This is a genomic window from Pseudoalteromonas sp. NCIMB 1079, from assembly GCF_040567695.1.
GTDB lineage: Bacteria > Pseudomonadota > Gammaproteobacteria > Enterobacterales > Alteromonadaceae > Pseudoalteromonas > Pseudoalteromonas distincta.
In genome coordinates, this window is the sequence record NZ_JBEWZA010000001.1 from 1,546,605 (window position 1) to 1,567,388 (window position 20,784).

General features: G+C 39.0%; 16 protein-coding genes and 1 pseudogene. 12 read left to right on the top strand and 5 right to left on the bottom strand.

Annotated elements, in window-relative coordinates; genetic code table 11:
• Window positions 1-8: 8 nt before the first annotated feature.
• Window positions 9-2,732: an insulinase family protein gene (locus ABX891_RS07100; RefSeq protein ID WP_197121807.1), complete on the bottom strand. Its 2,724-nt coding sequence runs from the start codon at window positions 2,730-2,732 to the stop codon at window positions 9-11.
• Window positions 2,733-2,924: 192 nt separating this feature from the next.
• Here ABX891_RS07100 and sixA point away from each other — a divergent pair, with 192 nt between their 5' ends.
• The 3 genes from sixA to ABX891_RS07115 are packed head-to-tail and all read left to right on the top strand — an operon-like array spanning window position 2,925 to window position 4,519.
• Window positions 2,925-3,395: a phosphohistidine phosphatase SixA gene (gene sixA, locus ABX891_RS07105; RefSeq protein WP_149594326.1), complete on the top strand. Its 471-nt coding sequence runs from the start codon at window positions 2,925-2,927 to the stop codon at window positions 3,393-3,395.
• A gap of 24 nt (window positions 3,396-3,419) precedes the next feature.
• Window positions 3,420-3,773 carry a RidA family protein gene (locus ABX891_RS07110; RefSeq protein ID WP_354629184.1) on the top strand — a complete coding sequence of 118 codons (354 nt, stop codon included), beginning with the start codon at window positions 3,420-3,422 and terminating at the stop codon, window positions 3,771-3,773.
• A gap of 8 nt (window positions 3,774-3,781) precedes the next feature.
• On the top strand, window positions 3,782-4,519 hold the full coding sequence (locus ABX891_RS07115; RefSeq protein ID WP_354629185.1) for an SDR family oxidoreductase: 738 nt from the start codon (window positions 3,782-3,784) through the stop codon (window positions 4,517-4,519).
• 1 nt (window position 4,520) lies between these two features.
• On the opposite strand, the pseudogene ABX891_RS07120 reads toward ABX891_RS07115, so the two are convergent.
• Window positions 4,521-5,458: pseudogene (locus tag ABX891_RS07120) on the bottom strand (AEC family transporter).
• A 27-nt stretch (window positions 5,459-5,485) separates the two neighbouring features.
• On the bottom strand, window positions 5,486-6,043 hold the full coding sequence (gene smrB / locus ABX891_RS07125) for an endonuclease SmrB (protein WP_354629186.1): 558 nt from the start codon (window positions 6,041-6,043) through the stop codon (window positions 5,486-5,488).
• Window positions 6,044-6,195: 152 nt separating this feature from the next.
• On the opposite strand from smrB, the gene prmB reads away from it, so the two are divergent.
• The 9 genes from prmB (at window position 6,196) to ABX891_RS07170 (ending at window position 17,977) form a co-directional block, all read left to right on the top strand.
• The gene (prmB, locus tag ABX891_RS07130) at window positions 6,196-7,131 is read left to right on the top strand and encodes a 50S ribosomal protein L3 N(5)-glutamine methyltransferase (RefSeq protein ID WP_007377743.1); all 936 of its coding nucleotides are present in this window, start codon (window positions 6,196-6,198) and stop codon (window positions 7,129-7,131) included.
• 65 nt (window positions 7,132-7,196) lie between these two features.
• Window positions 7,197-8,294: a chorismate synthase gene (aroC, locus tag ABX891_RS07135; protein WP_007377744.1), complete on the top strand. Its 1,098-nt coding sequence runs from the start codon at window positions 7,197-7,199 to the stop codon at window positions 8,292-8,294.
• Between the two features lie 120 nt (window positions 8,295-8,414).
• A complete protein-coding gene (locus ABX891_RS07140) occupies window positions 8,415-8,807 on the top strand; it encodes a DUF4112 domain-containing protein (protein ID WP_354629188.1) in 393 nt (130 codons plus the stop codon).
• Window positions 8,808-9,094: 287 nt separating this feature from the next.
• Entirely contained in the window at window positions 9,095-9,433 is a 339-nt protein-coding gene (locus tag ABX891_RS07145) for a zinc-ribbon domain containing protein (protein WP_231619957.1), read from the top strand.
• 691 nt (window positions 9,434-10,124) lie between these two features.
• On the top strand, window positions 10,125-13,820 hold the full coding sequence (locus ABX891_RS07150; RefSeq protein WP_354629189.1) for a S8 family serine peptidase: 3,696 nt from the start codon (window positions 10,125-10,127) through the stop codon (window positions 13,818-13,820).
• A 480-nt stretch (window positions 13,821-14,300) separates the two neighbouring features.
• The gene (locus tag ABX891_RS07155; RefSeq protein ID WP_350586398.1) at window positions 14,301-14,855 is read left to right on the top strand and encodes an elongation factor P hydroxylase; all 555 of its coding nucleotides are present in this window, start codon (window positions 14,301-14,303) and stop codon (window positions 14,853-14,855) included.
• Window positions 14,845-16,008, top strand: a complete 1,164-nt coding sequence (locus tag ABX891_RS07160) for an ATP-NAD kinase family protein (protein WP_354629190.1) — start codon at window positions 14,845-14,847, stop codon at window positions 16,006-16,008. Before ABX891_RS07155 ends, ABX891_RS07160 begins: the two co-directional genes overlap by 11 nt.
• The gene (locus ABX891_RS07165) at window positions 16,005-16,280 is read left to right on the top strand and encodes a YfcL family protein (protein WP_024596509.1); all 276 of its coding nucleotides are present in this window, start codon (window positions 16,005-16,007) and stop codon (window positions 16,278-16,280) included. The genes ABX891_RS07160 and ABX891_RS07165 overlap by 4 nt, the downstream gene beginning before the upstream one ends.
• Before the next feature lie 143 nt (window positions 16,281-16,423).
• Window positions 16,424-17,977 (top strand): AbgT family transporter, encoded by a 1,554-nt coding sequence (locus tag ABX891_RS07170; RefSeq protein WP_354629192.1) that lies wholly within the window; start codon window positions 16,424-16,426, stop codon window positions 17,975-17,977.
• 76 nt (window positions 17,978-18,053) lie between these two features.
• Here the strand turns inward: ABX891_RS07170 and ABX891_RS07175 are convergent, their stop codons facing one another.
• Together ABX891_RS07175 and ABX891_RS07180 are read right to left on the bottom strand one after the other, a co-directional pair.
• Entirely contained in the window at window positions 18,054-18,368 is a 315-nt protein-coding gene (locus tag ABX891_RS07175; RefSeq protein ID WP_354629194.1) for a hypothetical protein, read from the bottom strand.
• A gap of 512 nt (window positions 18,369-18,880) precedes the next feature.
• Complete coding sequence (locus ABX891_RS07180) at window positions 18,881-20,725, bottom strand: DEAD/DEAH box helicase (RefSeq protein ID WP_024606656.1); 1,845 nt, start codon at window positions 20,723-20,725, stop codon at window positions 18,881-18,883.
• Between the last annotated feature and the right edge of the window lie 59 nt (window positions 20,726-20,784).

Consider the following 20,784-nt stretch of genomic DNA (forward strand, 5'->3'; position numbering starts at 1 on the left):
ACCTAGAGTCAAAGAGATTGAGAGTAAACGGGCATATTTTGAGATTTACTGACTTTCGCCGAGCTTAAAAGCTCATATCTTGGTCTATTATCATCAAATAGGCTTAGTGCATAAACTTTTACTTCTCTTAGTGTTAGTGCGTTTAGGGCATCTAAAAGTCGCTGCTGCATATGAAATTCGTGATCTCTGTTACCAATAGCAAGCCATAACCGTTGTGAGCGCAGGCGCAAGTTTTTATCTTTTTCTGCAATATGAGTACTAAGGCCATGTTTTTGCTGTTGCCAATCGTTTTCATCAAGTGCATCAATGTTGTCAAGGTATTTTTTAATAAAGCTGTTATGTCGATGCAATAATGTTTTTGCATCAAACTTAGGTGACTGCACATAAAATGCTATTCCAGCACGAGTATTAAAAGGTGCATAACCTGCGCCCACTAAATAACCTAGCTGTTGTGTTGTTCGTAACTCGTTAAAGTAATCTTGATTAATTAAATGGTTTAACGCCATCATTTTTACTTTTTCGGCCACGCAATCCGTTTGCGCCTGATAGTAAACTACCATGGCATGGTCGCTACAAGGAAGTTCTAACTCGTAGCGAGTTACTTTTTTAATTTCAAAAAGAGGGCGTCTTAAATCTTCAATTATGGCTGCGTTTTTTAGGTGTTCGGCGACCTTTTTTTGAAAGGCTAATGCATCACTTTGCTGCCAGTTACCATGTAAAAATGATTCAACATGTAGTGCTTTAAAAAAGTCTGTTCTGAACTCATTAAATTGCTGAAAACAGGTGTTTTTTAATGCCGATGCAAGCTCCCCAGGTTGAGGGTTCCAAGGCATTATTTTTGCGCCTAAAATACTAAATAACTCACTGACTGGTTTGTTTTGGTTGCTATTGCGCCAATGCCTTACAAGTTGTTTTTTATATTCAGCAAAGCGTTTTGCACAAATTTCTACATTAAATAAAGCATCTATTAATTGATCAACAAGCTCTAACTGACTGGATGAAAGCCCAGCGGTATGTAGAGTTAATCCACCTTGATGCGAGGTTAAGTGGTAGCTAAGTCCCGCAAGTTCTGCAGGATAAAATTGCTCGCCTACGCTATCCATAAATAAATCTGTAAATAAGCGGGTGAGTGCCATATGCTTTACATCTTTTACGGCAAAATCAGAATCCATGGCCAAATAAAAATGGCCTTTAGCAACACGAAATGTGTTGTCTTGTTTAAACCAAAAATCAAAACCGGGTTCTTTTACTAATAACTCGGGTTTTGTTTGTGGTTTTATGACATCAAATAACACCACTTCTTTTGTTAAATAAGGATTAGCGGTAGGCAGCAGCATTTCGCTCAGCGGTTTATTTATCTCGCTAAGTGCATCAAGCCAACTAGGTGAAATATGTTCTACTTTATATGGTGTGTTGTACCATGCGGTTTTATGTTCAGGCTCTACATCTGGATGTATAAGTACGATGCGCATATTATGTGGCGTTAACCACTGCATGGCCATTTCGTGGGTCGCTTTTTTAAAGCCTTCCATTAAATAGTCGCCTTGCACGTAATTTGCTTCGTCGTAATGCTGCATATTAATGCTTAAATTACTGACCCAATCAATCAAGCGTGACTTTTCTTGGTTATCAAATGCTATTTGTAATAGATTTTTTTTATCTTGATATAAACGCGGCAATTTTTCGGTGTTATCGTTAATTAAACAAATGTATTCAAACACCATTTCAATAATGTCTTCGAAGTATTCAATACCTTCATCGGTAAGCGCTAAACTAATATTAAAGTCTTTAAAGTTGCTGCCATTAATACCACCGCCAGCAGAAAGCGCGTTTATCCAGCCTTGCTCTTTTAAAATAGAATAAAGAGAACCCGCGCCTTCATAGCCAAGTAAATGGGCAATAAAACTCACTGTTTTGTGGCGATAAAAGTCGTCAATATTAGGCATAGCAAAACTTATGATAAGTTTTTGCATATGCTTATGCGGCTCAATATGAAGTATTTTTCCTATGTCTTGTTTGCGATAGAGTGGCTCACTGATCTCTGGCTTTTTGAGGTTTTTATTACCCTTAATTGCGCCAAAGTAAGTTTGTGCCCAGCTTTGTAGTGTGTCTAATGTTTCGTTTGCGCAAATAACTAAAGTCATCCACTGAGCTTGGTACTGACTATTAAAAAAGTCGCGAAGCTCATCACTAATACAGCGCTCTCTGTCAGCTAAGGTTTGTAGGTTTCCTACAGAAAATTTAGCAAATGGATGAGCTGGGTTTACTGTTTCTTTATGGGCCTGATAAATACGGCGACCATCGTCTTTTATTTTTAGTTTAAACTCGGCTTCAATTGCGTTGCGTTCTTTTTCTGTTTCGGCTGAATTTAAAAGTGGCGCAATAAAAAAACGGCTAAATTGTGTTAGCGCTTGTTCAAATTCTTGATTGTTAATATCAAAAAAGTAACAGGTATGCTCAGTGCCAGTCCACGCATTAGTGTTGCCACCAGCTTGAGAAACAAAATTATTAAAACTGCCTGAATCTGGATATTGGTCTGTGCCTAAAAAAAGCATGTGCTCTAAAAAGTGTGCGAGGCCTTGCCTGTCAAGAGGGTCGTCAAAATGTCCGGCGTTAACTGCCATTGATGCTGCCGCTTTTGTAGAATCTTTATCTTGCACTAATAGTACTTTTAGACCATTGTCCAGTGTAAAGGCACGGTATGCTCTGTTATCATTGCGGCTGATATTCAAATGATGCTCCTGAAACTAAACGTTTACTTGTTAACAACAGATGATGGCTTCAGGAAAGCGAAATATAGCTTGAAAATTTACCTGAGTCTCATGAAAGAACTATTTTAGAAATAAATAGGTTTATGTTGTCAATATAGCTGACAAACGGGCAAACTGGCTACTGTTTTATATTCTTTAATTGGTTGATTTTTTATGAAAACAATCCTAATAATGCGCCACGGCGAAGCAACACCAATGCAGGCTGATGATGCAGGTAGAAATTTAACCCAAGCAGGGCACAATGAAGCTGAAAAAATGGGTCTTTGGCTCAATAAAACACATCACCCGGATGCACTGTTAGTTAGTCCTTACATTCGTGCACAGCAAACAGCTGCAGGTGTGGCTAAAAATAACGAATTTAAATTTAGCGAAACCACGTCCGATATAATCCCTGAGGGCAAGCCTCAAATTGCCGCTGATTACATCGAAACACTCATAGCTACTCACCCCCAATGTAATACGTGGCTCATTGTAGCCCATATGCCTATTGTCAGTTATTTAGTGGATCAATTAAGCCCTGGCAACATGCCAATTTTTAATACGGGTGCCGTTGCTGTTATTAATTACGATGAACAGACCCAGCGTAGTAGTTATTTAAGTATAAATGCCCCAGAAAACGTTTAAATATAAATAATTGAGTAAATTAAAATGACGATAGAACGCTTACAAACAGGTGCGCGCATGAGCCGCATAGTAAAACACAACGGTACTGTGTATTTATGTGGGCAAGTATGCGCCGACGCACAAAAAGATATCAAAGAACAAACTCAAACCATGCTTGATAAAGTTGAGGCATTGCTTGATGAAGCGGGAAGTTCAAAAGAACATATGCTTAGCGCGACTATTTATGTAAAGAGCATGGAATACTTTGCTGATATGAATGCAGTATGGGATGCATGGGTACCCGAGGGTTATGCGCCTGCACGTGCCTGTGTGGAAGCTAAAATGGCACGTGATGCACTACTTGTTGAAATTTCAGTAGCTGCAGCTTTAAAAGAATAATAGCTTTAATGAATCGCTCCCCCGTTGTACTTATCACAGGCTCTAGCCGAGGTATTGGCGCAGCTACCGCACTATATTTTGCAAAGCATGGTTATGATGTTTGCATTAATTATAAAGCAGATTTAGCTAGTGCGAAGCTAGTAGCCGATCAAGTAAGAAGCTTTGGCGTTAGAGCTCAAGTTATAAAAGCAGATGTATCGAAAGAGGCAGATGTTTTGGCGTTGTTTGATTTTATTGATAAAGAATTTAGCCAACTTGATGTACTAATAAATAACGCCGGTATTTTAAAACCACAAATGCCCTTGTTAGAAATGAGTGCTGAGCGCATAAACGAAGTTTTGACTACAAATATTACCAGTGCTTTTTTATGTAGCCGTGAGGCAATAAAGCGAATGGGAAATGGCGGTAGTATTGTTAATGTTTCATCGGGGGCCGCTAAAACGGGCTCTCCTAATGAGTACATTGATTATGCAGCATCTAAAGGTGCAATGGACACATTTACTATTGGCTTGGCAAAAGAGGTGGCAAGTAAAGGTATTCGAGTTAACTCGGTTAGACCTGGGCTTATTTACACTGATATGCATAGCGATGGCGGTGAAAAAAATCGAGTCGATCGTCTTAAAAGTAAATTACCCCTTGGCAGAGGCGGTACACCGGAGGAAGTTGCTGTAGCAATTTACTTTTTAGCTTCAGAGCACGCTTCTTTTACAACGGGTAGCTTTGTTGATGTAGCCGGCGGTTTGTAAGCTAAAGTAGTAAAGCTAGCCAAAACGTAAAGCTAATAACACTTAAGATAGTAGAAAGTACGACAGCCCCAGCAAGAGTAGCTTCATGTTGCTTTATTTGAGTCGCAATAAGATAAGCATTTACGCCAACAGGAGACGCACTTAAAAGTACCAATACATTAAGTATTTGCGTGTCTAGCTTAAATACATAAGTGCCTACCAATAAAACTAATGCAGGCAATAAAAATATTTTTAAAATTGATGCTATTAACGCCGGTTGCCAATTTGCAGCTATTTTATAAAAAGCTAAATTTGCACCAAGTACAAATAGCGCACAGGCAATTGCTGGTTTAGCTAATAGCTCCAAACTATTTGCTAAGTCGCTAAACAGTGTAACTCCTAATATGTTTAATATAAGCCCGCACCCAATACTCAGTACAATAGGATTTAGTACCATACTTTTTCCAAAGTGCGACCACGAAAATTTATCGCTGCTACCTTTAGCGCCTATTAAAAATGTAAGTGCAAATAACAATGTGCTATGAAAAGTAATGATCATAAACGCAATGGCTATCATCTCTTTGCCAAGTGAGGCAATAACAATAGGGATACCCACTAACACCATATTTGAATAGCTAGAAGCAAGTCCAAATACACCGTGTTGTTGGTAATTTTTTAAATGTTTTTTACTTAAATAAAAGCGATCAATTAATATACCCACCCAAAATACACTCAGAACAGGTATGTAAAAGCTCAAAAAAGCAAAAAAGCAAAAAGGCTAATGCTTTGCTGTAAGTTAATTTGCGACATGTTTAATAATAAAAAAGCTGGCAAACTAATATAAAAAGTAAACTTACTCAGGCCTGCGATATGCTGCTTGTCGAAAAATTTTAATCGGCAACAGCTATAACCAAGCGCAACAATAAAAATGAGCGGAAAAATAATTGAAAAAATATGCACGTAGTTACATCCTAGTAATAGCTAAAGTTAGCGCCTAAACTCATCATTTTGCGGTAAATTAATTAAAATAAGTACAGCGCCTCTACCACCATATTCGAGAGGGGCTTGGTGCATCGCTATTACGTCTGGGTGCTGTACTAAGTACTGAGGCACTTTGTGCTTTAGTACGCCGCCACCAATACCGTGCACTACACATGCACAATAGTAATGCTGCTTTTTACATTCGTGAATGAGTCCAGCGAGTTCATCTTTAGCAAGTTCTTTATTTAAGCCATGTAAATCTAGCGTCAAATCGGGTGCAAAGTCACCACGGCGAAGCTGTTTAGCTAGGAAAGTATCTTGGCCAGGTTTTACATATTTAACCGTGCCGTGGGTGTCTATATCGGGAATATAAACGTCTGAGAAGAAAAATTCAGATTGAGCCTGCTTTTTTTGCTGGGCAAATTGCTTAGCTTGTGACACCTTAGGCTTTGTATCAAAACGATGAGTATCTTGTTTAAATATTTTGGCGCCTGTGATCGTTTGACGAAATAAGCTTATGTCGTCATTGCTTAGGGACGAATGTGATGGAGTGTCTTTTTTCATAACTATTACCTAAACAAAAAAACGTAAAAACGCAGCGCAAAAGGCGGTACAATACTTAAATGAGGGGCAATTGTAATTTGCCCAGCGCAGATAGGCAATGCAATCGTCTTAAAGACTCAAAACAGTCAGTAAGCTAATACAGGTAAAAATATATGAGCGATTTACAAATAGAAGAAGCAACACTCGAAGAAGCCGTTGCAGAACTGTCAACTTTACATGACTGGTTACGTTGGACTACAAGCCAATTTGCAAGTAGTAGTATATTTTTTGGACACGGTACAGATAACGCATGGGATGAAGCTGTAAGCTTATTACTGCCTGCGCTTAGCTTGCCTGTTGATGCGCCAAAAGAATTAATGCACGCGCGTTTAACAAGCACAGAAAAAAACCGACTTGCGGGTCTTATTGCAGAACGTATTAACGACTGCACACCAGTACCTTACTTAACAAACATTGCATGGTTTGCGGGTATGCCGTTTTATGTTGATGAACGTGTACTTATACCTCGCTCACCATTTGCCGAGCTTATTAGTAACCGCTTTACGCCGTGGCTTGAAGAGCCACAATCGGTAAACCGTATATTAGATTTATGTACGGGTTCGGGCTGTATCGCAATTGCACTTGCGCAAGCTTTTGAGCAGGCACAAGTTGATGCGGTAGATATATCGTATGAAGCGCTTGAAGTGACAGACATTAACATTAACGATTACATGTTGAGTGATCGCGTGTTACCAATTCAGTCTGATGTATTTAGCGGTGTACCAGGTCAAAAATACGACCTAATAGTAGCAAACCCACCGTATGTTGATGCAGAAGATATGGCTGACTTACCACGCGAATTTCATCATGAGCCAGAGCTTGGACTTGCATCAGGTCACGATGGTTTAGATGTAACCCGTACTATATTGAGCGAAGCGAGTGAACATCTAACTGATAACGGTTTGTTATTTGTAGAAGTTGGTAACTCTATGGTACATATGGATGCACTGTATCCGGGCGCGCCGTTTGAATGGATTGAATTTGAACAAGGCGGCTTAGGTGTATTTGTAATTAGCAAAAAGCAGCTAGATGAGTATTTTGCAAAATAAGTAAAAAAATGAATAGCCAAGCCCTGTGCTTGGCTATTGGTAGTCATTAGGAATGAGGAAAGTTAATGGCAGGTAATAGCATTGGGCAGTTATTTAAAGTGTCCACCTTTGGTGAGAGCCACGGCGTTGCATTAGGCGGCGTTGTTGATGGTACTCCCGCAGGTCTTGAAATCACAGAGGCCGACTTACAAATTGATTTAGATCGCCGAAAACCAGGCCAAAGCCGTTATACAACGCAGCGCCGTGAAAGCGATCAAATAAAAATATTAGCAGGCGTTTTTGAAGGTAAAACCACAGGTACCAGCATTGGTTTATTGATTGAAAATACTGATCAACGCTCGCAAGATTACGGCAAAATTAAAGATGTATTTCGCCCAGGTCATGGCGATTACACGTATTGGCATAAGTACGGCTTGCGCGATTATCGCGGTGGTGGCCGTTCGTCTGCACGCGAAACCGCGATACGCGTAGCGGCAGGTGCTATTGCTAAAAAATACTTAAAGCAATTTCATGGTATTGAAGTTAAAGCATGCTTAAGTCAGCTTGGTCCTATCAAGGCTGAAACGTTTGACTGGGATGAAGTGGAAAACAACTTATTCTTTTTCCCTGATGCAAGTAAGCTTGAAGCACTTGACGAATATATGCGTGACCTTAAAAAGCAAGGTGACTCAGTTGGCGCTAAAGTAAAAGTAGTGGCAAGCAATGTACCAGTTGGCCTTGGTGAGCCAGTATTTGACCGTCTTGACGCCGAACTTGCACACTCATTAATGAGTATTAACGCAGTGAAAGGCGTTGAAATTGGTGATGGCTTTGACGTAGTTGAGCAAAAAGGCTCTGAGCATCGCGACGAGCTAACCCCTGAAGGTTTTACATCAAATCATGCTGGTGGCGTACTTGCGGGGATTTCGACAGGGCAAGATATTATTGCTTCTATTGCGCTAAAACCAACGTCGAGCATTACTATTCCGGGTAAGAGTATTAATACAAGCAACGAAGCGGTAGAGATGATCACTAAAGGTCGTCACGATCCGTGTGTAGGTATTCGTGCAATACCGATTGCAGAGGCAATGATGGCCATTACCTTAATGGACCACTTACTGCGTCAACGCGGACAAAATCCACATGTAAACCACGAACATGGGCCAATTAATGGCTCTGTGTAAGTATTTATAATTATAAAAAAACGCGGATTACCGCGTTTTTTTATGTCTGTAATTTAGTTAGGAGCCTTTCAGGAGTTGTTCAAGTAAGCACTATATACTGCAAGAAGGAGGGTAGTAATCATGAACGATAATATTAATGAACACTCACAAATAAAAGCCCAAGCTGCAATAGCCCGCTTAGAACGTTTCAGTAAGTTAACGGATAGCAGCATTGGTATTCCTTTTACTAAATTTAATATAGGTTTGGAGGCTGTGATTGGCTTAGTCCCTGTTATAGGTGATGCCGCAGGGCTAATTTTATCAAGCTATGTGCTTATAGAAGCGCAGCGTTTAGGTGTGAGTAAACGTATAAAGACTAAGATGATCATTAATATGCTCATAGATTTTGTGGGCGGCTTAGTGCCATTTTTTGGCGATATATTTGATGCGTTTTTTAAAGCTAACACGCGTAATACCCGTTTGTTAAAAAACCATATAGCTAAGCAGGTAAAAGTAGAGAGCATTGAACACTAAGTAATGCTAATGCCGAATGTATTTAATGGGCTAAATTATTCAAAGTATAGAAATTACTTATACCTAAATTCGGATAATAACTACGTATTATTGATTTTGCTTTAACTTGCTTTTATTTAGCTTACTTTTAAGATGTAAGCCGTGAATTTAAAATAGGTAGATATATGTACCTTAACCACCTAAGGTATGGCAATAGACCAATAACTACAAATACCTTAGTGACAATAGAGGAGATAGAGAAAGGGCATTGACGTTACTCGAGCCTTAAATACTTCTCTAATACGGTAATGTTGGCTGATATAAAAAAGCAAAATTATGCCAGTTTTCCTCGAACACTCTATGTAGATATTGAGGAGCAGTGCGAGACCTGCCCTAAGGCATTTATTTTCTTTGCTCAAGAGCAACAATATTGGTTTGAGGTACTTGGTTTTTGGGTGGATTCACACTGCACACGTTGTTTTGAATGCCGTAAGCATGCCAGATATATACTAACTCTACGTAAACGGTACGATATGTTAACTAGCTTAGCCAACAAAACCGCTAGCGAAAAAACACAGCGTATAGAACTTGCCAATACGCTTTACTGTTTAGGTATTATTAAAAACATCAATAAAGTAAATGGTTAACCTATTTAGATTTTACTCTTACGTCTTGTTTTTACTTTAGTTGTAAAAAAAACCATACAATTCATCTCGTTTTTAGTGCGGAAAATAACGGATCTCATTTCTATTTTTTACAAAACCATAACACAATACTTAATAAGGTGATGTCTACACTCTATTTTGTGCCAGTGCCCTACATGAAATGATAGTAGACGATAACCAAAGAGAACTCGAAGATTATGGTTCTCCTAGAACTATTCCCGACCATTGTTGATGTGTTTTTCAAATCGAATAGACTCAAATACTGAATAAAAATAAGCTAAAACAGCAAATAAAAAATATATTAATATAAATTCAATCTTGAAGGATAGACTATGGTTTTCTCTCTCTCGTAATGTTAATGTTAATGTTAATTAAGTTAGGTTTTTTATTATCAAAAAACCAGTGCTTAATAATTATACAAAGAATTACTCTTTAAATAAGAAATTGATTAGTATATAGAACTATTAGCTTAATTATATTAAATACTAATCATAGCAACAAGGAAGTTGCACCTCGTCTTTACCATGATCTGTAACTTCCTGCCGCAATCAATCTATTATTTACTCTCGCTATTTTAGCGTGTTTCTATGAGGATTTATCTATCTTTATAGAGACGTAAAATCGTTTTTATTAGCTAAGTAAATATTTATCATGGATTTAAAAAGGAGCAGGAATGCGACAAACTAAATTTGGATTAAATACAGAAGTTAAATATTTTAAAAAATTACTACTTGCGATCACTATAACATCTTTGGTTGGGTGTGGAAGTGATGATAAAAGTGTCGAACCAACAGCATTACAAAATAAACCTCCAGCGTTAGTAATGGGAGAAGATCAAAGTGTTGATGAAAATACTAAAGTTGTTTTAACTGCTCAGGGAACAGACCCTGAAGGCCGTGAGTTATCATATGAATGGTCTCAAACTGATGGGACAAGTGTTGAGTTGAACACATCAACAACTGCTTCGACCTCATTTATAGCGCCAGATGTCTCTGAGCAAGCAAATTTAGAGTTTCAGTTATCAGTCAAAGACTCTGCAGGTGAAGTGGTCACAGGAAGTGTGATTGTTACAGTTAATCCGGTATTTGCACAGCTAAGTAATACCGCAATTAGCTTTAGTTCTGTGCCAGTACAAAACCAAGAAGTGGCTATTAATTTTATCTCTGATGATGATTTAGGTGAAATTAACTGGCAAGTGGAAATGCAACCAGAGACTTCAGCATTAACGTTAACTAAATCTGAAGATCAATCAGTAACTCTTACTCCAACTGCCGTGGGTGAGTATAAATTAATTGCGCAGTCAAAAGATAATGATAGCGTTAAAAGTACAACATTTAGTATTACTCCAAGTTTTGAATTTGATGTGTTAAAAGTTTCTGGTAATGATGATACTACTGAAGTTAACGAGCTAATAGGGGCGATATCAAATCAATCTTGGGTCTACTCGTCTTCACTTGATAAGGATGCACTTAAAACGCTCGTGGCTAATTATGAGCAGTTAGTTGTAAAAGGTTATGACGAAACACAGGGCTTATTAGTTGAATATGATGAAAGTGATTTAAAGACTAAAGAAGCAATGGAGCTGTTAAAGCTAGAGCAGGGCGTTTCAAGTGTTGATAACCGTGTTTTTGAAGGGCAGAACGTATTACGACAAGAAGATACAATACCAAATGACGGTAGTGACTTCACTGATGGCGGCGATAACTGGCATCTAGAGAAAATATTAGCAACGGCTGCATGGGACTTTACAACAGGTAGCACTGATGTTTTAGTAGCAATTTCTGATGGTGGCTTTGATACAACCCATCCAGAGCTAAAAGGACGCTACTCTGAAGTATTGACGTCCCAAGTTTCTGATCATGGTACAGCTGTAGCAGGTACTATTGGTGCCGCTACCAATAATGGGACAGGCATGTCTGGGATTAACTGGTCTTCTCAATTAATCTTAGGTAATTGGGGTAAAGAAAGCCTTAAAGCTTTATTATCAAAAGCAGGTGTTGTGACGGTAAATAGCTCATGGTCAATCCCTGGTTATATTCCAGTTTCTTTCGACCCATCGAACATTGTTAGCTTAGAAGAGCGAAATACGCTTGCTCTAGTCGCTTCTAGACCCTACCGAAAAATAGCAGAAAGTAATTTAGATAAGTTATTAGTGTGGTCTGCAGGTAATGGCATCGGCAATGGTGCGGGCAACAGCAACAATGTTTACGGTGTGGATGCACGCTTACATAGCTCAGCTCTTCACTTTACTAGTAACGGTACTCTACAAAAGCAGCAGAACGTGATGTTTGTTGCCGTTGTTGATGATGATAACCGTTTACCTTTTTACAGCAACTATGGAAGCTCAGTAGATATAGCAGCACCGACTTCTTATAAAACCTTGAAGTCAAATTCTCAATATTATACAGATGGTCAATATGGAGATGGTACAAGTGCTTTTTCGGGAACATCTTCAGGTGCAGCTATAGTAACAGGGGTGGCTTCACTCATATATTCTATTTACCCAGATTTTACAGGCGAAGAGGTAAAAAATATATTAATTGATAGTGCAACAGAGTTTGTGACTGAGCGTTATATTACTCCATCAAAGAGTGTGGATGAGGGGACTAATATTGCGACGTTAGCTCACCAAATTCCAATTGTTAATGCACAAAAAGCCTTAGAAAAAGCACAGGCAATTATTGATAGCAAAGTGATCATTTCAAGTGCTATACCTGATCCTTTTACGGCTCAAACACAACTATTATTTGACTCTATAGATACTGATTTACAAGTAGAAAATATTGAATGGGAACTGCAGTCTTTTGGTGCCTCAGATAAATGGCAAACGGTTAAGACTAGCTCAACAGCTGAAAGCGAATTATTAGTTGATCTTGATACAAGCGCTTCAAGACATCGCTTGCTTGCAACTATTAACTTGCTTAACCCTACGAGTGGATCAGAAGTTGTTGTGGTTAAGGAGTATGAATTTGAGTACTCAACAGTCATATTAACCGCAAAAGACACTGTATCCCTTGAGCCGCAAGTGGGCGTACAAATTAGCCTTGAATCTGACACAGGACAAAACTTTGAAATGTCTAGCTACACAGATTCGTTAGGTGTTAGTAAGATGTACTTAGAAGCGGGATCATATAAAGCATATGGCACTCAAGAAGGTTACCAAACAGCCGCTATCTCAATCATCGTTAATGATGAAAGTACAATTCAAACAACCTTAAACTTAGCATCTACTGAAGTTGGTGCTGTTGGTTCTTTAAGTGGTTTTGTTGTTGATGGTAACGGTAATCCATTAGAAGGTGCCTCTGTAAGGATTTCTGGTGGTGAGCAAACAAATGGTTTCTTTGCAGCTTCAACTACTGATAGTAATGGTGAATTTGCTATTTCGAATATTTCAAAAAGTGATTCGGATGGTGGTGAAATTGAATCTTTCATAATGGAAGTTTCTGCATTTGGTTATACAACCTCAGTGCGTGAAGAAGTTATCATATTGGCAGGTAAGGAGCGTCTAGAGAACTTCACACTTGTTAGCCAAAATTTAGAAGAGCAAATAATATTTTCTGATGGCTTTGAAGAAGGTGAAAATAGCTGGCAATTTACAGGATTTTGGAACCAGGTTGACCTCGCAAATAATAGCATTACTAATACCTTAGTTGATGGAGGATATACTTCTCTAGCGCCAGATGAGGAAGGCCCAAAAGCGTTATTACCTAAAGCATCGAGCGGTAACAGTGCGTGGTGGTATGGTCAGGAAGATACGGGTACATTCATAGGCACACAAAACAGTAATGATTACCTTCTTAGTGGCGGGCAGTCAGAGCAAGCAAATTCAGGACAGCTTGTATCGCCTGCGATTGACTTGACATCAGTTAGTGCCGCACTTCTTAAATTTAGAACATGGTGGGAAATTGAATCAGTAAATCCTAATGAGAATGGATACGATATCATGGAAGTGCAAATAAGTACTGACAGTGGTGAAACCTTTGAAACACTTAAGAAGCTAAACCCTTTTGTTGATCCAAATGAGGCAGATCGTAAGGCAAAACCATTCTCATCGGGTGGTTATAATCGTAAACCTGTTTGGGTGCTAGAAGAGCTAGACCTAACTGATTATGTAGGTCAATCAGTTGTCATACGTTTTGATTTCCAAACGAATGATGGGCTCTACAATGGCTTTAGAGGCTGGATAATTGATGACTTTGAAATGCTTGGTTTTGCTTCGGATTCTAAGATGCTACAGAGCACCAAAGCATTAACTCCTTCTTTAACTAAAGCAGCTGCATCAGACAAATCGGATGTTAGTGAAAAGTTTGTAGAAGTACATAAAAAACCACAAGTTTATTCACTTAAGGTAACACCAACTCGCGATTAATAAACGCTTAATGACAGGCAGTCTTTATTAAGGCTGCCTATTTTTAGTAGTGCAGCAGCGATACATTAACCACTTATTTTACTTTTCAGCGTAATCGAAGTAATACTTTGTGAAACACTAAAACCTTTGTAATAAAAAGAGCTGATTCCCCATTCTTTTAGTTCATCACTAACTTACCTAACAGCTTTAATAAGTAGCTCCTAAGGAATAGCAAATAAGTTGAGACTGATACTTTTGTTATTAAACATAGAGAGTAACCCTAATAAATCAATGCGCCGTAATAAGCAAATAGGTTTGCTTTATGATCGTGAGGTATTGGTGTTTCCTATCTATGTGTGCAAGCAGTTTATTTATAAGTATTGTTGTTTAAGTGGTAAACACTAGGAGCTTATTTTTACTTTAGTTGTAAAAGCCCGTACAATTCGTCTCGTTTTTACTGCGCAAAATAGCGCTGCAACCGAGAAAAATTAGCCTAATTTTATGCATCAAATAGCTGATCTAATTTCAATTTTTGAACGCACTTTTTATCAAAGTCATAATACATGTCTGATAAAAGGCGATTTTGAACCTGTGTATTTACCAGCAACAGAGCACGTGCCATATCACCAAGTTGTATTTGCGCATGGTTTTTACGCGAGTGCACTGCATGAAATTGCGCATTGGCTAGTAGCAGGCGATGCACGTCGTTTATTAGAAGATTACGGCTATTGGTATTGCCCCGATGGGCGCGACAAACAAAAACAAGCTGAGTTTGAAAGCGTAGAAGTAAAGCCCCAAGCTATAGAGTGGTTATTAAGCACCGCAGCAGGGTTTACTTTTAATGTGTCGGTGGATAACTTAAACGGCGAGCAAACATGTCGGTTTGATTTTCAGCAGCGAGTACATGCACGTGTATTATCGTTAATCGAAAATGGCTTTAACTCTCGTACAGAGTCACTTTTAAAAGCACTCTCTGATTTTTATAATACACAGTGGCCATTAACAGCGCAGCAATTTAATTGGCAACATCCGAAGGAGCTTTGTAATGGCGTTTAAATTAGGTTTAATTGTAAACCCAGTAGCGGGTTTAGGCGGAACAGTTGCTTTAAAAGGTAGTGATGGCGCACACACAGCCGTTAAAGCAATCGAATTAGGTGCAGAACCCAAAGCAAATAGCCGCACAAAAGCAGCGCTTGAGGTGCTATTGCCTTATAAAGAGCGCTTAACCATTTACACCGTTAACGGTGACATGGGTGAGCAAACAGCAAAAGCCTTGGGCTTTAATGTAGAGGTTGTATATAACACTTCTGCAATAACAACCCCAGATGACACAGAACAAGCAGCAAAAGTACTTAAAGACTTTGGTGTTGATTTAGTTTTATTTGCTGGAGGCGATGGTACAGCGCGTAATATTTGCGATGCAATAGAGGATACCATTCCCGTACTTGGTATTCCTGCAGGCTGTAAAATTCATTCTGGTGTATACGCCATTACACCAAAAGCTGCAGGGCGCGTAGTCGAAATGCTGGTTAAGGGGGAGTTAGTTACCTTAGCTGATGCCGATGTAATGGATATAGATGAAGATGCTTTCAGGCAAGGCACAGTAAAAGCCAAACGCTACGGCGAAATGCAAACACCTAGCGAAGTACGCTATATGCAAGCGGTTAAAAATGGCGGCAAAGAAACCGACGAACTCGTACTTGCCGACATTGCAGCGCATGTTGTATCGCAAATGGATGAAGACACATTTTATATAATGGGTAGCGGCTCAACGGTTGAAGCCATAATGGAAGAAATGGGTCTTGAGAATACGTTACTTGGTGTTGATTTAATAAAAGATCAAACCTTAGTTGCTCAAGATTTAACGGCGAAGCAATTACTTGAGCTTACACATGATCAATGTACTAAGTTAGCCATTACGCTCATTGGCGGGCAAGGGCATATATTTGGCCGTGGTAACCAGCAATTGAGCCCTGCGCTTATACGCGCAATTGGAAAAGAAAATATTATTGTAGTAGCAACTAAAACAAAACTACAAGCGCTTAATGGTCGCCCCCTTATTTGTGATACAGGCGATGGCGAATTAGATGATGAATTAACGGGTTATATTAAAGTAACCACCGGATTTAACGACCATATTATGTATGCAGTAGGGCACCAAAACCTTGAAAATACAGGTGCTTTGCAAAACCAGGAGATTAATAAATGAGTTTAGTGAACTATATCGATGCAGCCCAGCAGTACTTCGATGATTTAGTAATAAAAGCAACTGACGATGAGTTATTTGCAGGCGGCTATTTACGAGGTCATTTTGATCTTGCAGTTGGTTATGCCGAAGTAGAAAAGCTGACAATCAGTATAGATGAGCTAAACGAAACTGTAGAGCAAAGCTTAGTTAAAGCATATCGCAACGGCGAGCTTAACGAAGAAGACAAGGCATTAGTTGCACGCTTATGGGATGAAGTTAAAGCCCTCGCTTAACCCTAAGTGTTACAAAAAACACGATGTGTTTATCACTATCGTGTTTTTTTGTGCCCAAAACTTTTAAAGTAGATTTTCATGTTAATTTACTGTTTTGTTTTTATGCGATATTGTTACTAAAATAAATTTTAGGAACAATAAGAATGAATAATAATCAAGATGCTTTACCTTCAGGGGTTGTAGCGCGTTTTTTAAACTTTGTTGAGCGAGTAGGAAATAAGCTTCCAGATCCAGCCGTAATATTTCTATTTGCAATGTTATTAATTTGGTTTTTGTCGTGGTGGTTTTCAAGCGTGAGTTTTGATGCAATAGACCCACGTACCGGTGAAGCGATTATTATTAATAATATGCTGGCAAGTGATTCGCTCGCTACCTTTTTATCCTCTATGGTAAAAACCTTTACTGGCTTCGCTCCCTTAGGTGTTGTTTTAGTAGCTATGTTAGGTGTCGGTGTTGCAGATCATTCGGGCTTTATTAATACCGGTCTTAAGTTAATGCTTAAAGTGACTCCTAAAAAGCTATTAACGCCTTCAATCATTTTAGTGGCCATTGTGAGCCATACCGCTACTGACGCAGGTTATGTATTAGTTATTCCACTTGCTGGTGTTATATTTTATGCTGCAGGACGCCATCCACTTGCGGGTATTGCAGCTGCCTTTGCAGGAGTCAGTGGTGGTTTTGGGGCTAACTTTATTCCATCAGGGATTGATCCATTACTACAAAGCTTTACCCAAAGTGCGGCGCAAATAATTAATCCTGCAATAACAATTAACCCGTTAAATAACTGGGCATTTGCTTCAGCATCTAGCTTATTTATTGTGGCATTAGGCTGGTACATTACCGATAAAATTATTGAACCACGTTTACAAAAAACAGCGGTTGATGGTGCTAAAGAGGATTTACCTGTATTTGAAGATGCACGTAGTGATGAAAAACGTGCCTTTTATATAGCCAGTACCGTGATGATTACAGGACTTGCGTTATTAGCATTTGTCTCTGCTCCAGACGATTCTGCAATGCGCAGTAGTGACGGATCCCTTACTAATTTTAGCTCTCCTTTAATGCAATCAATTGTGCCACTAATATTTTTACTTTTTTGGATTCCAGGCACTGTATATGGATTTACGGTAGGCACTTTTAAAACTTCAAAAGATATGATTGATGCCATGAGTAAAGCGATGAGCGGTATGGCATATTATATCGTTATGGCGTTTTTCTGTTCGCTATTTATTGCTGCATTTAGTAAATCAAATTTAGGTGCACTGCTTGCAATCGAAGGTGCGCAGTTATTAAAGGCAATGGAATTGCCCAGTGCAGTAACGGTTGTAGGCATTATCTTTTTAACTGGCTTTGTTAATTTGTTTGTAGGTTCAAGTTCAGCAAAATGGGCGTTACTTGGCCCTATTTTTGTACCAATGTTAATGCAACTTGGCATTTCGCCAGACTTAACTCAAGCCGCTTATCGTGTAGGTGACTCAAGCTCTAATATTATTACACCGTTAATGCCATACTTCCCATTAGTGGTGGTGTACTGTCAAAAGTATGTGAAAGGCACCGGGATAGGCACTTTAATTGCTATTATGCTACCGTATTCAATCGCCTTTATGATTGGCTGGAGTATCTTTTTATTAGGTTACTGGGCACTTGGTATTCCTTTAGGTTTAGATGCAAGCTACATTTATCCAGCATTGCCTTAACCTAAACCTTTATGAACCTCACTCACTTGAGTGAGGTTTTTAAATAAAAGTCCTGTAATGTAAAAGTAAGTCTAAGTTATCTTTCTAAATCTCTCACTATATAGCCAAATAAGCTGGCCTCTCCAACAATATACACATAATCATTTTTGTTGTTCATTATTGTAGACTTATCGTCATACCACCTAAAATCATGAATCTTATTCGTTTTAGGGTCTTTGAAGTATAAACGAGTACAGCTATCTTCATACTCAGTGCCACACTCTTGTACATCGGTCAGGATGTATTCTTTATACCAATAGTCGCCTTGTGTGTAGTAAGCCCATAATTTAATAGGATCAGAGATAAAAAAATAGAGTATTCCAAAGATTAATAAAGGGGATAATGGGTACATGAAAATGGATGCTAATTTTATTTTAGTATCTGAGAAATTGTATTTAAGTGATTCTCTATATTTACTGCAGCGTTTATATTTATTAAATATAAGTATATTTAAATAGATAAATAGTGCACAACAGATAATAGGGAGGGTTATAAAGAAAACAACGTCGTATAGTTCATTTGAGATGAATGGTGGATCTGTAAAGTCCATTAAAATAGGAAGAGTGATGCATAATAAAATGGGGAGTATTATTGCTACAAGGAGCAAGTTGTCGTAAATCTTTTTCAATTTTTAATTCGTCCGTGAACTATAGCCTTTGTCTAGTTTACAGAATTTTTGTTATTTTAAAAATCAGAGAAATGTATTTATAGGCATTAAGCAACCCGAACTCAGGCTAAAAAAACTATCTCAAGCCGCTATTGAATTGACGCGAAAGTCTACTTTGTTTTCACTGTAGCAGCAGCTTAAAAACAAAAAAACCTTGTCACTTTCGTGGCAAGGTTTTTTTATTAAAGAGTCGTTGCTTATTTAGCTGTGAAGCTTACAGGGCGACGTTCTTTACGAGGACCGCTGCGCTTATCACCGCGTGCGCCGTCATCTTTATTAAAGCTGCGTTTCTTATCACCAGCTGGACGCTCAGAGCGTTCGCCACGTGGTTCAGCAGGACCTTGATCAGTTGTAATTGTTAAGCCCATAGGGCGTTTACAAATAAACACTTTTTGAAAGTGATCAAGTACATCTTTAGGCATGTTTTGCGGTAATTGAACCGTGCTGTGATTGTCGTGTAGACGAATATCACCAATAAACTTGCTTGAGATGTCAGCTTCGTTAGCGATAGCGCCAACAATATTTTTAACCTGAACACCATGTTCACGACCTACTTCGATACGGTAAGTATCCATAGGACCTGCATCACGGCTGTTACGTTCGCGAGGTTTACGCTCAGCGCGTTCACCACCACGTTCGCCGCCACGTTCGTTACGACGTCCACGGTCACCACGATCGTTGCGTGAATTGCGGTCGTTACGCTCGTTACGTTCACGAGGTTGAATCTTAACTTCTTCAACTTTAATTGGCGACTGTTGCTGTGCTAAACACAGTAACGCACCCGCTAAGCTTTCAAGAGGAAGATCAAGTTTTTCAGCCATGTTAGTAGCTACTTCATTGAAGAACGTGATGTCTTTGTTTTCAAGCGCAATAGTTAATTTTGCTTGTAACGCTTCGATACGTTTTTCTTCAACAATTTTTGCTGTAGGTAATTCAACTTGAGCAATTTCAGACTTCGTATGACGAATGATATTTTTAAGTAAATAACGTTCGTTATGTTTTACGAATAAGATTGCTTTACCAGTACGACCAGCACGACCTGTACGGCCGATACGGTGAACGTAGGCTTCAGAATCTTGTGGGATATCGTAGTTGATAACTAAGCTTAAACGGTCAACATCTAGACCACGTGCCGCTACATCTGTTGCAATAACAATGTTTAGCATGCCACTTTTTAAGCGATCTACAGTGCGTTCACGTGCTTGCTGGTTCATGTCACCGTTAAGTGGAGCAGCAGAGAAACCTTCGCGCTCTAATAACTCAGCAAGTTGTACTGTATCGTTACGCGTACGTACGAAAACAATAGCACCTTCATATTGCTCAGCTTCTAAGAAACGAACAATTGCTTTATTTTTATGTACGCTTGCATTCCAAAACACTTGCTCAACAGATGATACTGTAGAGTTACGCGCAGAAATATGAACCTGTTCAGGATTGTTCATATACTTGCTGCTGATGTTTTGAATTTGCTTAGGCATAGTCGCAGAGAAAAGACATGTTTGCTTTTCGCGCGGTGTTTTTTCCATGATGCTTTCTACATCATCGATAAAGCCCATACGTAACATTTCATCGGCTTCATCAAGTACAAGTGCTTGTAGAGCATCAAACTTGATAGTGCCACGGTTAATGTGATCGATTAAACGACCTGGAGTTGCAACAATAACCTGAGCGCCACGACGAAGTGCGCTTAATTGGATACTGTAGCTTTGGCCACCATATAGTGCCAATACTTCAATACCACGAACATGTTTAGCATATTGTTCGAATGCCTCAGCAACTTGGATCGCAAGCTCACGTGTTGGTGTGAGTACAAGGATCTGTGGCTGTTTCACAGACGGGTCAATATTATTTAGTAATGGCAGTGCAAATGCTGCGGTTTTACCTGTACCCGTTTGAGCTAGTCCCAGTACGTCCTTTCTTTCTAGCAATAACGGTATACATTGAGCTTGGATTTCAGATGGTGTCTTGTAACCCAACTCTTCAACTGCCTTCAAAATTGCAGGAGAAAGATTTAGAGATTCAAACGTGACTGGTTCTGACATTAATACGCCTCAACGAATTTAAAGAGGCGCGCATTATATAGGATTCGCGAGGCAAATGC

Bases quoted from the DNA above. Each gene is read 5' to 3' on its own strand.
- sixA (WP_149594326.1), top strand. From the start codon at position 2,925: ATGAAAACAATCCTAATAATGCGCCACGGCGAAGCAACACCAATGCAG.
- ABX891_RS07110 (WP_354629184.1), top strand. From the start codon at position 3,420: ATGACGATAGAACGCTTACAAACAGGTGCGCGCATGAGCCGCATAGTA.
- ABX891_RS07115 (WP_354629185.1), top strand. From the start codon at position 3,782: ATGAATCGCTCCCCCGTTGTACTTATCACAGGCTCTAGCCGAGGTATT.
- smrB (WP_354629186.1), bottom strand. From the start codon at position 6,043: ATGAAAAAAGACACTCCATCACATTCGTCCCTAAGCAATGACGACATA.
- prmB (WP_007377743.1), top strand. From the start codon at position 6,196: ATGAGCGATTTACAAATAGAAGAAGCAACACTCGAAGAAGCCGTTGCA.
- aroC (WP_007377744.1), top strand. From the start codon at position 7,197: ATGGCAGGTAATAGCATTGGGCAGTTATTTAAAGTGTCCACCTTTGGT.
- ABX891_RS07140 (WP_354629188.1), top strand. From the start codon at position 8,415: ATGAACGATAATATTAATGAACACTCACAAATAAAAGCCCAAGCTGCA.
- ABX891_RS07145 (WP_231619957.1), top strand. From the start codon at position 9,095: ATGTTGGCTGATATAAAAAAGCAAAATTATGCCAGTTTTCCTCGAACA.
- ABX891_RS07150 (WP_354629189.1), top strand. From the start codon at position 10,125: ATGCGACAAACTAAATTTGGATTAAATACAGAAGTTAAATATTTTAAA.
- ABX891_RS07155 (WP_350586398.1), top strand. From the start codon at position 14,301: ATGCATCAAATAGCTGATCTAATTTCAATTTTTGAACGCACTTTTTAT.
- ABX891_RS07160 (WP_354629190.1), top strand. From the start codon at position 14,845: ATGGCGTTTAAATTAGGTTTAATTGTAAACCCAGTAGCGGGTTTAGGC.
- ABX891_RS07165 (WP_024596509.1), top strand. From the start codon at position 16,005: ATGAGTTTAGTGAACTATATCGATGCAGCCCAGCAGTACTTCGATGAT.
- ABX891_RS07170 (WP_354629192.1), top strand. From the start codon at position 16,424: ATGAATAATAATCAAGATGCTTTACCTTCAGGGGTTGTAGCGCGTTTT.
- ABX891_RS07175 (WP_354629194.1), bottom strand. From the start codon at position 18,368: ATGTACCCATTATCCCCTTTATTAATCTTTGGAATACTCTATTTTTTT.
- ABX891_RS07180 (WP_024606656.1), bottom strand. From the start codon at position 20,725: ATGTCAGAACCAGTCACGTTTGAATCTCTAAATCTTTCTCCTGCAATT.